We start from the raw sequence: 13873 nt of genomic DNA, 5'->3' as shown, positions 1-13873 counted from the left end.
TATCGGAGCGACCCTCCGCCTTGCGATCGCACGCACCGGACACCGCACGGCCCGGCCTCCGGCCGGACGACGGCAGTTTGAAGACAGGTCCTAGTACGGGTCCGGCCGTGATCCGCCGGCCCCGCCCTCAGGCCCTAGGATCCACGGAATGAGCATGATCAGACTTCTTCTGGCCGAGGACCAGTCCATGGTGCGCGAGGCCCTCGCGGCGCTGCTCGGCCTGGAGCCGGACATCGAGGTGGTCGCCCAGGTCGCGCGGGGTGACGAGGTGCTGGAGGCGGCCAGGGCGCACGACATCGACGTGGCGCTCCTGGACATCGAGATGCCGGGCATGACGGGGATCGACGCGGCGGCGCTGCTGCGGCGCGAACTCCCGGCCGTGAAGCTCGTCGTCGTCACCACCTTCGGCCGCCCCGGCTATCTGCGCCGGGCCATGGAGTCGGGCGCCGACGCCTTCCTGGTGAAGGACGCCCCGGCCGCCCAACTGGCCGAAGCGGTACGGAAGGTGCTGGCGGGGGAGCGGGTCATCGATCCCACGCTCGCGGCCGCCGCCCTCGCCGACGGGGCGAGCCCGCTCACCGAACGCGAGCGGGACGTCCTGCGCACGGCGGCGGACGGCTCCACCAACGCGGAGATCGCCGCCGCCCTCCACCTCTCGCAGGGCACGGTCCGCAACTACCTCTCCACGGCCATCCAGAAGCTGGCCGCCCGCAACCGCGCGGAGGCGGTCCGCATCGCCCGCGAGAAGGGCTGGCTGTAGGGCCCCGGCCCCGCTCGCGGGCGCCGACGTCAGTGCGTCAGGTACTGGCTGAACATGGACGGCCCGGTCGGGGCGCCGAGGGTGGCCGCACCGAACGAGGCGGAGCCCTGGGCGACGATCCCGGTGGCGTCCGTACGGAAGGTCCACAGGGCGCCGTGCGCCGAGTTCTCCGACGGGTCGCCGACCACCATCTCCGTGCGGCCCGCGCCGTCGTGGTCGCCCAGCGCCAGCGCCTCGCCGAACTGGTCGCCCGCCTCGGCGACCCCCGGCACCCCGGCCGTGTACTGGCCGAACTCCTTGGAGCCCGCGCCGCTCACGCCCTGCGGCCCGCCCTTGAGGACCAGGACCCGGCCGGCCTCGCCGATCCCGTTGATGCGCTCACCGGGCAGACCGGTGGCGATGTCCGGGTAGCCGTCGCCGTCCGTGTCGCCCAGCGCCAGGCTGTAGCCCATCCGGTCGTGGTACTCGGCGGTGCCGGAGACGCCCTCGGTGTCCTGGTTGATCCAGACGGGCGCGCGGCCCGTGCCGACCCCGCCCGGGCCGCCGTACGCGATGAAGAGCGCACCGCCCTTCTTCGCCGGGGGGTCCACCTGCGCCCACTCGTCGGCCCGCCCGATCACGAGGTCCCCGTGGCCGTCCTGGTCCAGGTCGGCGATGCCCGCAGAGTCGCCGCCGACCGGGGCCCCGTCGGCGTCCAGGATCTCGACCGGGGCGGCGAATCCGCCGGTGCCGCTCCTCAGCAGGTACGTGTGCTGCTGCCACGGGTCGTCCGGGCCGAAGCCGAGGATCACCAGATCGTCCGCGCCGTCTCCGGTCAGGTCGCCGAGCGCGATCGTGGAGGTGTCGAGCACGGCCGTGCCGTCGACCGAGAACGCGTCGGCCCGGCTCCACGCCCCGGTACGGGTGAACGGCCCGTGCAGCACATGGCCGCCGCGCCGCATGTCGCCCACCGCGATGTCGGGGCGGCCGTCGCCGTCCACATCACCGACGGCCAGGTCACCGGTGCCGTCCACCTGGTCGCCGGGGACCGGCTTCAGCAGGGTGGCACTCGCGGAAAGCCCGGAGGGACCGCCCCAGTTGACGGCCAGCACGGTGCCCTGGTCGCCGTCGGTGGTGGTCGCCCAGAGGCGGCCGACGAGATCCGCGTATCCGTCGCCGTCCAGGTCGGCGGCGCGCAGGCCGGTGCCGTAGCGGGCGTCGCCGGGCTGCTCGATGCCGGGGCGGTTCGGCCAGGTCAGCACCTGCTTGCGGGTGGGGGTGAGGCCGCCGGGTCCGCCGTACAGGACGCTCACCGCGCCCGCGCCCTCAAAGCCGCCGACGGTGGCCATGGGGGCGCCCACGGCCACGTCCGGGTAGCCGTCGCCGTTGAAGTCGTCGTGCAGCCGCTTGGCACTCGGCGCCTTCGTGTCCGGCGCCTTCGCGGTGGCGGCGTGGCCGACCGGGGCGGCCAGGGCTCCGGCGAGCACGGCGATTCCGGTCGCCAGCACCAGCCTGCGGTGGGGGGAAAGAGCGGGCACGTCGATCAACTCCGGTGCTCGGTAAGTGGGTCGGGGCAGTACGGGAGCGGGTTCCGTACTGCCCCGTTCGACCTCGCGGCCCGGTGGATGGTTGTGCGGGCCGCCGTCCCGGGCGGCCGCCGGGTCAGCCCTTCGTGTAGCTGTCGAGGTGGGCGAAGACGACCACGTTGTCCTCGTAGTCCTTGACGGTCTTGTTGTAGTTGCCGCCGCAGGTGATCAGGCGCAGGTCGGCGAAGTCGCTGTCGGAGTAGACCAGGTCGTTCGGGAAGTCCGCCTTGCTGTACTGCCGTACGCCGTCGACCTTGAAGACCGCCACCGAGCCGTCGGCGCGGGTGATGTCGACCTCGGCCCCGGGCTGGATGGTCTGGAGCGGGAGGAACACGGCCGGGCCGGTCTTCGTGTCGACGTGTCCCGCCACGATGGACGTGCCGCGCTCACCCGGACTGATGCCGTCCTTGTACCAGCCGACGAGGTTCTTGTCGTCCGGCGGCGGCGCGTCCAGCTGGCCGTTGGCGCCGAGCGCGAGGCCGGTGAACGGCGCGTCGATGCCGAGGGAGTCGATCTCCAGCCGGGTCGGCTCGGAACGGGACATCGACGGGCCGACGGGGGCCTTCGGCGTCATCGCGGGGGCGGGGGCGGCGTGGTGGCCGAGGATCTCGGGGGAGGGGGACGAGATGGCCACCGGCGGGGCCGTCCGGCTGCTGCTCACCGGGGTGCCGAAGGAGTTGTAGATCAGGACCATGCCGAGCCCGGCCGCCAGGGCGGGCCACATCAGGGCCCGGACCAGTGACGAACGGGGCGAGGGCCGGGCGGGGGTGGAGTCGGTCGACTTCGGGGCGGCCATGTGAACGTGCCTTTCGATTGTGCGGCGAGGAAGAGAGGCGGCGTCGTACGGGCGGTACGGCGGTACGGGGAGGCGACGGCGAACCGGCCCCCCGGGGGAAACGCAGCCGCCGCGACCGCCACCCCGAGGGGCGGCGGCCGCGACAACGAAACGACTGGCGGGAGAGGTGGCCCGGTCAGGCCATCGCACCGCCCGTGGACTGGCGGCGGCGCAGCTTGTACGCGCCGACGCCGAGACCGCCGAGCAGGAGCGCCGAGCCGGCGGCCATGCCGCCACCGGTCATCGCCATGCCGCCACCGCCGGTGTGGATGCCACCGTGCGGGCGGCCGTGCTCGCCACGGCCACCACGGTCGCCGTGACCCCGGTCGCCGCCACGCCCGTGGTCGCCACCCCGGTCGCCGCCGTAGCCGCCCCGGTCGCCACCGCGGTCACCGCGGTCGCCACCGTCGTCGGGGCCGTTCTCACCGGCGACCGCAGCGGCCATGAAGCCGCCGCCGGTGTGGATGCCGCCGTGGGGACGGTCGTGGTCGCCACGGCCGCCGCGGTCGTGGCCGCCGCGTCCGTGGTCGCCGCCGCGTCCGCCGCGGTCTCCGCCACGGTCGCCGCCGTAGCCACCGCGGTCGCCGCCGCGGTCACCGCCGTCGTCCGGGCCGTTCTCTCCGGTGATCACGCGGGCCATGAAGCCGCCACCGGTGTGCATGCCGCCGTGCGGGCGGCCGTGCTCGCCACGGCCACCACGGTCTCCGTGGTCACCGCCACGACCACCACGGTCCCCGTGGTCGCCGCCGCGGCCGCCGCGGTCTCCACCACGGTCGCCACCGCGGTCGCCGTGGTCACCGCCGCGGTCTCCGTGGTCGCCGCCCCGCGAGGACGAGTAGCCGTTGTCGTGGCCCGAGTCGCCGGACGTCGCCATGGCGTAGGCGGCCGGGCCGGTGATGGCGAGAACCGCTGTGACAGCGGCCGAAGCGAACAGTGTGCGGGCAGAGCGCATCTGAACACATTCCTTCCGTGCAACTGCGCAGAGTGACTGGTTGTCGACTCAATGTGGCGCAGTGGCGACGTGATCCACCGTCAGTCGGAATGCCGGTGCGCGCCATCGGAGAGAGCCGCCAGGGAGCCGTCGCGTGGGCTCTTCGGGTGGTGTGGGGCCGATAATCACCCGTTGGACTGCACGGCGGCGGTGCGGGAGGTTTGGGCGGCGGGCCGCCACCCGTTTGCCGCGCCCGATCCGCCGCCCGAAACGCCCCGCGCGCCCCGTACGCTCCCTCCGGCGTTCGTCAACACGCGTGCGCCCAGCGGTAATTGACGCGCGATCCGTGGATCGCCCCCGGACCACGACGCGTCCCGCCGCACCCGGGCCCCGCGCCCGCTCCGCCCCCGCAGCGTCACCGATCCGCCTCCCGGACGGCCCCTGAGGGCCCGACGCGCCGCAACGCCGCTTCCTTGCTTCCGGCGCCCACAGGTGTGCGGAGCGACGACGGCGGGGCGGACCGGGGGGCCGGAGCCGCGCCCGGTAAAACCGGTTGTGCGGCGATCCGGCCCCTGCTCTACTCGTCGCCGGCAACGACCGACCCAAGGAGCGGATCATGCGCGGAACTCCCATGTTCATTCAGGCGGGAATCATCACCGACTTCGAATACATGGAGATTCGTGCACACGCTGAACCTCGGAATCCTGGCGCATGTCGACGCGGGTAAGACGAGCCTGACGGAGCGACTGCTCCATACCGCCGGAGTCATCGACGAAATCGGCAGCGTCGACGACGGCAGCACCCGGACCGATTCCCTGGCGTTGGAACGGCAACGCGGCATCACGATCAAATCCGCCGTGGTCTCGTTCGCCGTCGGGGACACCACGGTCAACCTGATCGACACCCCCGGGCACCCCGATTTCATCGCCGAGGTCGAGCGCGTACTGAACGTGCTCGACGGCGCCGTCCTGGTCGTTTCGGCCGTGGAGGGCGTACAGGCGCAGACCCGCGTGCTCATGCGGACGCTGCGGCGTCTGCGCATCCCGACACTCATCTTCGTGAACAAGGTCGACCGGGGCGGCGCGCGGGACGGGGCCGTGCTGCGGGCCGTCGCCGAAAAGCTCACCCCGGCCGTGCTCGCCATGGGCCGCGTCGAGGAACCCGGCACCCCCGGCGCCCGCTGCGTGCCGTACACCGGCGCCGACACCGCCCACACGGACCGGCTCGCCGAACTGCTCGCCGACCACGACGACACGCTGCTGGCCGCGTACGTCGAGGACACCGCGCCGCTCCCGTACCACCGGCTCCGCGAGGAGTTGGCCGCGCAGACCGGGCGGGCCCTGGTGCATCCGGTGTACTTCGGTTCCGCGATCACCGGCGCCGGGGTGGACGCCCTGGTCGACGGGGTCAGGGAGCTGCTCCCCGCGAGCCGGGGCGACGCCGCCGGGCCGGTCTCGGGCACGGTCTTCAAGGTGGAGCGCGGACCGGGCGGCGAGCGGACGGCCTACGTGCGGATGTTCTCCGGCACCGTCCGGCTCCGCGACCGGCTGCCCTTCGGCCGGGACGACCGGCGCGCCGAGGCCAAGGTGACCGGGATCGACCTCTTCGACCAGGGCTCCGCCGTACGCGGCACGGCGGTCGGCGCGGGCCGGATCGCGAGGCTCCGGGGGCTCGACGGCATCCGGATCGGCGATCCGGTCGGCCTGCCGGACGCGTCGGTTCCGGACCGCTGGTTCGCGCCGCCCACGCTGGAGTCCGTCGTCGTCCCGGTTCCCCCGGCGGGCCGGGGCGAGCTGCACGCCGCGCTCGCCCGGCTCGCCGAGCAGGACCCGCTGATCGACCTGCGCCAGGACGACGTCCGCAAGGAGGTGTCCGTCTCGCTCTACGGCGAGGTGCAGAAGGAGGTGGTCCAGGCGACGCTGGCCGACGAATTCGGAATCGGCGTCACCTTCCGTGAGACCACCACCATTTGCCTGGAACGGCCGAACGGCACCGGCGCGGCGCACGAGATCATCGACGAGGGCGACAATCCCTTTCTGGCGACCGTGGGACTGCGGGTCGATCCCGCGCCGGCCGGGAGCGGTAATTCCTACCGGCTGGAGGTGGAACTCGGATCGATGCCCTCGTCCCTGATGAGGGCGGTGGAGGATACCGTTCGGGAGACCCTGGAACAGGGAATCCACGGCTGGCGGGTCACCGACTGCGTCGTCACCCTGACGCACTCCGGATACTGGCCCCGCCAGAGCCATTCCCACGCGACCTTCGACAAGAGCATGTCGAGCACCGCGGGCGACTTCCGCAATCTGACCCCGCTGGTGCTGATGGACGCCTTGCGGCGGGCCGGCACCACCGTCCACGAGCCGATCCACCGGTTCCGGCTGGAGCTGCCCGCGGAGCTGCTCGGCCCGGTGCTGCCGGTACTCGCCCGGTTGCGGGCCGTCCCGGGCACGCCCGCCCCGCACGGCGACGTCTGCGTGCTGGAGGGGGAGATCCCGGCGGCCGGCGTCCATGGGCTCCAGCAGCTGCTGCCGTCCCTGACCCGGGGTGAGGGGGTGCTCGAATCCGGCTTCGCCCGCCACCGGCCCGTCGTCGGCACACCCCCGGACCGGCCGCGCACCGACCGCGATCCGCTGCACCGCAAGGAGTACCTGCTGCGCACCACGCGCGGGGTCGCCGCCGGTGCGGACCCGCGCTGACCAGCCAGGACACCCCTTAGGATCGGTCCGGGCCGCACGGTTGGGCGGCCCGGACCGACCGACGGGGAGTGAGCGGCCGATGGCCATGGTGGGCCTGTTCTGGATAGCCGAGGGCGATGTCTACCTGGGCGCGAAGCCGTCCGGCCCGGCCCCCGGGGTGCGGCTGACGCCCGAAGGCGTGCTGGGTCTCGGCGAGGGGCAGTCCAGCCTTCTCCTCTGGGAGGACGTGACGGCCCTGACCGTGGCCGACGTCCCCATGAAGTCCCTGCTGCGGCAGGCCGGGATCGTCGGGGGAGTGGCCGTGGAGACGGTGCTGAACCTGGTCCTGCCCGAGCGCCCGCTCCGGTCGGGCGAGGCGCCGCCGCTGATGACGCTGCGGGTGGAGTCGGGCGGCTCCGGGCGCCTGCTGCACGCGTACGCCGCCGCGGCGGCCGGTTATTCCGAGACCGAGACCGCCCTCTCCGGGGCCGTCCTGTCCCGGCTCACCGAGGGCGCCGCGACGATGTCCACGACCCTGGCCGCCATGGCGGAGTGGGGCCGCACCGAGGGCGGGGCGCCCCGGAGCGCCGAACGGGAACGCCTGCTGCGCCGGTGGTCCGACCAGGGGTCCGGAACTAGTTGAGCAGCGACCGGGCCGCCCGGGCCCGGTGGCGGATCGCCTCCGCCGCCACGGGCTCGACCCCGTCGACCACGTCCGCGTACTCCTCCATCTCCGCCGCACCCCGCATGAACTGCCCGCTCTGTACGAGGAGTTGGGCCCGTTCGTAGCGGAGCCGGGCGGGGTGCGAGGGGAGCCGCAGCGACAGGTCCACCGCCCACAGCGCCACGTCCGTACGCTCCGGCCGGGTCGCCGCCCAGACGCGGACGTTGTTCAGGATCCGCCCCACGATGTCCAGGGTCCGCGCGGGCTCCAGCACCGAGGCGTCGAGCGGCCGGCCGGTCGCCCCCGCCGCCAGCAGCTCCGCGTCCTGGCCGGTCATCGGCCGTCCGCCGTCGAACGGATCGGCCAGCACCCGCTCGTCCGGATCGCCGAAGCCGACGACGAAATGGCCGGGCAGCGCCACCCCGTACACCGGGGCGCCCGCCCGCCGCGCGACCTCGATCCACACCACCGACAGCAGGATCGGCAGCCCGCGACGCCTGCGGAGCACCGTGTGCAGCAACGACGACTCCAGCCGCCGGTAGTCCGCCGACGACCCCGCGAAACCGCACCGCTCACCGAGCAGCTCGGCCAGCGCCGACGCCCAGGCCCGGCCGCCCCGGATCCCGTACGGCAGCCGCCCCGCCAGCTCGTCCAGCTCGATCTGCGCCGCGTCGATCCCGTGCGCGTCCAGCCCCGGATCGGCCACCGCGCCCAGCAGCAGGCAGAGCAGCGCCAGGTCCGGGCGCTCGGCCCGCGCCTCCTCCGCGAACTGCCGGAACCACTCCTCCCGCCCCTCGGCCTCAGCACCCATCGCAGCCGCCCGCCCCACTCACGCCGACCGGAAGTGGTGGTAGAGGTGGTGCACCGCGAAGCCCATGCCGTCGTACAGCGCCCGCGCCCCCGGGTTGTCCTGCTCCACCTGGAGCCACGCCGCCGAGGCGCCCTCCGCCAGGGCCCGGCGGGCGAGCGCGGTCATCACGGCGGTGGCCAGCCCCCGGCGCCGCTGCGCCGGATCGACCTCGACGGCCATGAAACCGGCCCACCGCCCGTCCACCACGCACCGCCCGATCGCGGCGGGCGGCGCGCCCTCCTCGTCGCCGGGCACCGAGGCGAACCACACCGAGGGCCCGCCGCGCAGCACCGCGAGGACATGCGGCCCCGGGGCGGAGGCGCGCTGGTAGCGGGCGAGCCAGCTCCCGTCCGGCTCCCGGTCCAGCCGTACCGCGGACACCTCCGCGTCCAGGTCGCCGACCGGGGCCAGCCCGGCCACCCGCACCTCCGCCGTCACCTCGCGGCGCCAGCCGCGCCCGGTCAGCTCGGCGGCGAGCACCTCCTGGGTGCCCTCGGCGCCGGTCGCGACCTGCATGTACGGGGGCAGTCCCCGGCGCCCGTACCACTGGCGCACGTGGGCGAGGGCCTCGTCGAGCGGGCGGCCGGGATCACCGAGCGGCAGGACGGAGTTGGCCCGCCGGGTGAAGCCGTGGGCGGAGCGCAGCCGCCAGTCGCCCAACGGCTCGCTCTCCACCGGCTGCCAGGCGCGGGCACCGGCCGCGGTCAGCTCCTCGAAGGAGGCCGCCGGACCCCGCCGCCGGGCCGGGGCCGCGGGCACCACCTTGCCCGCCGCCAGATCCGCCTCGGCGATCCGGACCGGCTCACCGTTCCTGGGTGTGATCGAGAGCACACCGTCGTCCCACGATGTGAGAACGCCTACCGTGTCGGTGAAGAGCGCCCTTTGTGATCCACTCTCGTACATACGCCGGACTGATACTCGTTTGCCCACGTCAGCAGGTGTGATTCGGACCGTGAGCTGTCCGCCGATGGTGAATTCCACAGCTCTGTACGCCCCTCCTGTTCGGTTCGTGCCCCGGAACGGAGATACTAGGGGCGGGCATCGACGACGCCGCGCTCCCGCGCGAGAGCCAACGCCCTACCGAGGAGGAACGACAGCGTGACCTACGTCATCGCGCAGCCTTGTGTCGACGTCAAGGACAAGGCCTGCATCGAAGAGTGCCCCGTCGACTGCATCTACGAGGGCCAGCGGTCCTTGTACATCCACCCGGACGAGTGTGTCGACTGCGGAGCCTGCGAGCCGGTCTGCCCGGTCGAGGCGATCTTCTACGAGGACGACACCCCGGAGGAGTGGAAGGACTACTACAAGGCGAACGTCGAGTTCTTCGACGACCTCGGGTCGCCCGGTGGTGCTTCCAAGCTCGGCCTGATCGAGCGTGACCACCCGTTCGTCGCCGCGCTCCCGCCGCAGAACCAGTAGCAGGCGGCCGCCAGGTGCGCCGCCCCGGTCCCGCACGGCTCGTCACCGTGCGGGACCGAGGCGTTTTCAGCCCCGTACGAGACGTACCAGACGTACGAGAAAGCAGAGATCCGTGTCCGCAGTCTCCTCCCGCCTCCCGGTCTTCCCCTGGGACAGGCTCACGCCCTACAAGACGACGGCCGAGGCCCATCCGGACGGCATCGTGGACCTGTCGGTCGGCACGCCCGTCGACCCGGTGCCCGGGCTGATCCAGCGGGCGCTGGTCGCCGCCGCGGACAGCCCCGGCTATCCGACGGTGTGGGGGACCGCCGAGCTGCGCGACGCGATCACCGGCTGGCTGGAGCGGCGGCTCGGCGCGCGCGGGGCCGGCCACGAGAACGTCCTGCCGGTCGTCGGCTCCAAGGAACTGGTGGCCTGGCTGCCGACCCAGCTGGGCCTGGGCGCGGGCGACAAGGTGGCCTACCCCCGGCTCGCCTACCCGACGTACGAGGTGGGCGCCCGGCTCTGCGGCGCCGAGCCCGTCGTCTACGACGACCCGACGGAGCTGGACCCGGCCGGGCTGAAGCTGCTCTGGCTCAACTCGCCGTCGAACCCGACCGGCCGGGTCCTGCCCAAGGAGGAGCTGACCCGGATCGTCGCCTGGGCCCGCGAGCACGGGGTGCTGGTCTTCAGCGACGAGTGCTACCTGGAGCTGGGCTGGGAGGCCGAGCCGGTCTCCGTCCTCCACCCGGACGTCTGCGGCGGCACGTACGAGGGCGTCGTCGCCGTCCACTCGCTGTCCAAGCGCTCCAACCTGGCCGGGTACCGCGCGGCCTTCGTCGCGGGCGACGCGGCGGTCCTGGGTGAGCTGCTGAAGATCCGCAAGCACGGCGGCATGATGACCCCGGCCCCGGTCCAGGCGGCGGCGGTCGCGGCGCTCGGCGACGACGCGCACGTGGCCGAGCAGCGGGCCCGGTACGCGGAGCGGCGCACCGCCCTGCGCGGCGCGCTGGAGGCGCACGGCTTCCGTATCGAGCACAGCGAGGCCAGCCTCTACCTGTGGGCGACCCGCGACGAGCCGTGCTGGCAGACCGTGGCGTACCTCGCGGAGCTCGGCATCCTGGTGGCGCCGGGCGACTTCTACGGCCCGGCCGGCGACCGCTTCGTCCGCGTGGCGTTCACGGCCACGGACGAGCGGGTGGCGGCGGCCGTCAAGCGGCTGGCCTGATCCGTCCCGTACGCGAGGGGCCCCGGGAGTGCGCACTCCCGGGGCCCCTCGCGCAGGAAACGGATCAGCCGAGCGGGAGGCCGCCCTGGGTGGCGGCACCGGCCGCGTTGCCGAGGAGCTGGCCCGCGGTACCGGCGGCGCCACCGGCCGCCTTCTGCACGGTCGGGGCGGCGCCGCCGACGGTCCGCTGCGCGGCCGGGAGGGCCGTACCGACGAGGCGGCCGCCGGTGTCGCCCGCGACCCGGTTGCCCTGCTTGGCCGCACCGTCGACCGTCTTGCCCAGCTGCGAGCCGTCGACGCTGGTCAGGCCACCGAGGTCCGGGGTCTGCGGGAGCTCGGCGGCGCCCGCGGCTCCGGCCGCACCGACCACGGGGGCCGCGCCTGCGGCGATCAGCAGCGCGGCACGGGCGATCCGGCGGGTCAGGGGGAGGGACATGATGCTCCTTCGACGGAGTGAGAAATGAGTCTGTCCGTTGATCGGACGCAATGACAACCGTCGAAAGGGCGGGGGAGGTTGCGGTGGGTCGAGGTAAAGAGTCGGTAATGCGACACGCGGTCCGCGCCGGAGGAAACCGGGCGAACGCGGCATTCCCGCGAGGCGTGGCGAACCGTCACTCCACCGCTCCCGCAAGGGAACGTGTGAACCGCCGCGTGAGGGTGGGAGGGGTGCGCGAGGGGGCGCTCGAAACGGACCGGAGCACACCCCTCGGGCGACCTTGCGAACCCCCGTTCGGTACGGGGGTGGTCTACGGTGCGAGCCGGATCCGGACGTCCGTTCCGCCCGTGCCGTCGCGCTCCGTCCGCCAGCCCGCCCCGGCCTCCCACACCCGGCCCCCGTACGAGACCCGGTCCAGCCGGAGCGCCTCGGACTGGGCGACCGCCCAGTGCGCGAGCTCCCAGCCGCGCCGGTCCGCACCGCCGCTCCCGGCGTCCTTCCCGGAGCCCTCCGCGGACTCCGGGGCCGGGGGAACCGGCACCGAGACGATGCCGGCCGCCGTCGAGCCGGCCGCGCCCGCGTCCTCCGCGGGCGCCTTGTCCGCGGCCGGCAGCACGTCCTTGCCGAAGGCGCGCACCAGCTCCGCGCGCACCTTCGCCGGGTCGGCACCGGCGGCCGTGGCCCGGGGCGGCGAGCAGTTCAGCGCGGCGGGCGTACGGCCGGTCAGCGCCGCGGACAGCAGGGCCGCGTCCGGCTCGTGCTTCGCGTACGCCTGGGGGTAGCCGCTGCGCTGGACCCGCTGCGCGGCGACCGTCAGCGGAAGCCGCGAGTAGCCGGGGACCTCGGCGAGGTGGCGGTAGAACTCCCCGGCGGAGTACACCGGGTCCAGGATCTGCTTCCCGGTGCCCCAGCCCTGCGAGGGGCGTTGCTGGAAGAGCCCCAGCGAGTCCCGGTCGCCGTGCTCGATGTTGCGCAGCCCGGACTCCTGGAGCGCGGTCGCCAGCGCGATCGTCACGGCGCGCTCCGGCATCCCGCGCGAGGTGCCGACCGCCGCGATCGTCGCCGCGTTGACGGCCTGCTCCGGGCTCATCCGGAACGTCCGCCGCTCGCCCGCCGAGCCGTCGGCGGACTCCACGACGCAGCCGTCGACGACCTTGCTGCTCGTTATGTACTGCACGGTCATGTAGCCGCAGAGCGCGGCGAGAACGACGAGTGCGGCAGTGATGCGCGCGAGACGGCTGCGACGGGTGGGGGAGGTGGTCCGGGGCACGCGCCCACCGTACTGGAGAGTCCGCCCGGGCTCCGAGGGCCCGGGGACCCTGTTCGGGAACGCCGGGCCCATGTTCCGGGGCAGCACCGCCCAAGTCCGGTCCTTTAGGGTCGGTCCCATGCCCGAAACCACACTTGACCTCACCCTCGACGGCCCGGCGCTCACCGCCCGGCTCGTCGACCTCCCGTCGGTCAGCGGTCAGGAGAAGGACCTCGCGGACGCCATCGAGGCCGCCCTGCGCCCCCTTCCGCACCTGACCGTCGACCGGTACGGCAACAACGTCGTGGCCCGGACGAACCTGGGCCGGGCCGAGCGGGTGGTGCTCGCCGGGCACATCGACACCGTGCCGATCGCCGACAACGTGCCCTCCCGGCTCGACGACGACGGGGTGCTGTGGGGCTGCGGCACCTCCGACATGAAGTCGGGCGTCGCCGTCCAGCTGCGGATCGCCGCGACCGTGCCCGAGCCCAACCGCGACCTCACCTTCGTCTTCTACGACAACGAGGAGGTCGCCGCGCACCTCAACGGGCTCGGCCACGTCGTCGACGCCCACCCCGACTGGCTCGCGGGCGACTTCGCGATCCTGCTGGAGGGCTCCGACGGGGAGGTCGAGGGCGGCTGCCAGGGCACCCTGCGGGTCTTCCTCCGTACCGAGGGCGAGCGCTCCCACTCCGCGCGCAGCTGGATGGGGTCGAACGCCATCCACGCCGCCGCCCCGATCCTGGCCCGGCTCGCCGCCTACGAGCCGCGCCGCCCGGTCATCGACGGGCTCGAATACCGCGAGGGCCTGAACGCGGTCCGGATCGAGGGAGGCGTCGCCAACAACGTCATCCCGGACGCCTGCACCGTCGTCGTCAACTTCCGGTACGCGCCCGACCGGAGCCCCGAGGAGGCGCTGGCCCACGTCCGGGAGGTCTTCGCGGACTGCGGCGTCGCCGAGTTCACCGTCGACGACCACTCGGGCGCGGCGATGCCCGGCCTCTCCCACCCGGTGGCCCGCGCGTTCATGGCGGCGGTGGGCGGCACCGCCCGGCCCAAGTTCGGCTGGACGGACGTCTCCCGCTTCGGCTCCCTCGGTATCCCCGCGGTCAACTACGGACCGGGCGACCCGCTCTTCGCCCACAAGCGGGACGAGCACGTGCGGACCGAGCGGATCACCCACTGCGAGGAGCGGCTCCGCTCCTGGCTCACCGCCTGACCCACCGCATTCCCCCGCCCGTAACCTCCGGCGATCTACCCTGACCTGACCAGGGGCGGCCGT

At 73.7% G+C, this 13873-nt stretch carries 14 protein-coding genes; 7 read left to right on the top strand and 7 right to left on the bottom strand.

Annotated features, from left to right (window positions below; all coding sequences use genetic code 11):
* The first annotated feature begins 148 nt into the window (after window positions 1–148).
* Window positions 149–760, top strand: coding sequence for a response regulator transcription factor (locus tag ACF08W_RS26500; RefSeq protein ID WP_352273287.1), 612 nt, complete (start codon window positions 149–151; stop codon window positions 758–760).
* Window positions 761–789: 29 nt separating this feature from the next.
* Here the strand turns inward: ACF08W_RS26500 and ACF08W_RS26495 are convergent, their stop codons facing one another.
* The 3 genes from ACF08W_RS26495 to ACF08W_RS26485 form a co-directional block, all read right to left on the bottom strand.
* Window positions 790–2277 (bottom strand): FG-GAP-like repeat-containing protein, encoded by a 1488-nt coding sequence (locus ACF08W_RS26495; protein WP_392280737.1) that lies wholly within the window; start codon window positions 2275–2277, stop codon window positions 790–792.
* 124 nt (window positions 2278–2401) lie between these two features.
* A complete protein-coding gene (locus tag ACF08W_RS26490; RefSeq protein WP_352273285.1) occupies window positions 2402–3121 on the bottom strand; it encodes a class F sortase in 720 nt (239 codons plus the stop codon).
* Window positions 3122–3296: 175 nt separating this feature from the next.
* Window positions 3297–3410 carry an MYXO-CTERM sorting domain-containing protein gene (locus tag ACF08W_RS26485; RefSeq protein WP_352273284.1) on the bottom strand — a complete coding sequence of 38 codons (114 nt, stop codon included), beginning with the start codon at window positions 3408–3410 and terminating at the stop codon, window positions 3297–3299.
* A 27-nt stretch (window positions 3411–3437) separates the two neighbouring features.
* Between ACF08W_RS26485 and ACF08W_RS26480 the strand changes: the two genes are divergently transcribed.
* From ACF08W_RS26480 to ACF08W_RS26470, 3 genes are all read left to right on the top strand, one after another.
* The gene (locus ACF08W_RS26480; RefSeq protein WP_392280736.1) at window positions 3438–4148 is read left to right on the top strand and encodes a hypothetical protein; all 711 of its coding nucleotides are present in this window, start codon (window positions 3438–3440) and stop codon (window positions 4146–4148) included.
* Between the two features lie 623 nt (window positions 4149–4771).
* A complete protein-coding gene (locus ACF08W_RS26475; RefSeq protein WP_392280735.1) occupies window positions 4772–6787 on the top strand; it encodes a GTP-binding protein in 2016 nt (671 codons plus the stop codon).
* Window positions 6788–6866: 79 nt separating this feature from the next.
* Window positions 6867–7409, top strand: a complete 543-nt coding sequence (locus tag ACF08W_RS26470) for a hypothetical protein (protein ID WP_392280734.1) — start codon at window positions 6867–6869, stop codon at window positions 7407–7409.
* Here the strand turns inward: ACF08W_RS26470 and ACF08W_RS26465 are convergent.
* Together ACF08W_RS26465 and ACF08W_RS26460 are read right to left on the bottom strand one after the other, a co-directional pair.
* Window positions 7402–8241, bottom strand: coding sequence for a transglutaminase-like domain-containing protein (locus ACF08W_RS26465; protein WP_352273280.1), 840 nt, complete (start codon window positions 8239–8241; stop codon window positions 7402–7404). The two genes, ACF08W_RS26470 and ACF08W_RS26465, sit on opposite strands and share 8 nt — an antisense overlap.
* 18 nt (window positions 8242–8259) lie before the next feature.
* Complete coding sequence (locus tag ACF08W_RS26460; protein ID WP_385214069.1) at window positions 8260–9261, bottom strand: GNAT family N-acetyltransferase; 1002 nt, start codon at window positions 9259–9261, stop codon at window positions 8260–8262.
* A gap of 117 nt (window positions 9262–9378) precedes the next feature.
* On the opposite strand from ACF08W_RS26460, the gene fdxA reads away from it, so the two are divergent.
* A complete protein-coding gene (gene fdxA / locus ACF08W_RS26455; RefSeq protein WP_014048159.1) occupies window positions 9379–9699 on the top strand; it encodes a ferredoxin in 321 nt (106 codons plus the stop codon).
* A 112-nt stretch (window positions 9700–9811) separates the two neighbouring features.
* The gene (gene dapC, locus ACF08W_RS26450) at window positions 9812–10906 is read left to right on the top strand and encodes a succinyldiaminopimelate transaminase (RefSeq protein WP_385214065.1); all 1095 of its coding nucleotides are present in this window, start codon (window positions 9812–9814) and stop codon (window positions 10904–10906) included.
* 64 nt (window positions 10907–10970) lie between these two features.
* On the opposite strand, the gene ACF08W_RS26445 is transcribed toward dapC, so the two are convergent.
* Both ACF08W_RS26445 and ACF08W_RS26440 read right to left on the bottom strand, forming a co-directional pair.
* Window positions 10971–11342 carry an ATP-binding protein gene (locus ACF08W_RS26445; protein ID WP_352278244.1) on the bottom strand — a complete coding sequence of 124 codons (372 nt, stop codon included), beginning with the start codon at window positions 11340–11342 and terminating at the stop codon, window positions 10971–10973.
* 310 nt (window positions 11343–11652) lie between these two features.
* Window positions 11653–12612: a hypothetical protein gene (locus ACF08W_RS26440; RefSeq protein WP_392280733.1), complete on the bottom strand. Its 960-nt coding sequence runs from the start codon at window positions 12610–12612 to the stop codon at window positions 11653–11655.
* A gap of 118 nt (window positions 12613–12730) precedes the next feature.
* Between ACF08W_RS26440 and dapE the strand changes: the two genes are divergently transcribed.
* Window positions 12731–13810, top strand: a complete 1080-nt coding sequence (dapE, locus tag ACF08W_RS26435) for a succinyl-diaminopimelate desuccinylase (RefSeq protein ID WP_385214057.1) — start codon at window positions 12731–12733, stop codon at window positions 13808–13810.
* The last annotated feature ends 63 nt before the right edge of the window (window positions 13811–13873 follow it).

The sequence above is a fragment of the Streptomyces sp. NPDC015144 genome, from assembly GCF_043079735.1.
Classification (GTDB): domain Bacteria; phylum Actinomycetota; class Actinomycetes; order Streptomycetales; family Streptomycetaceae; genus Streptomyces.
This window is presented reverse-complemented; position numbering and strand designations above follow the sequence as displayed.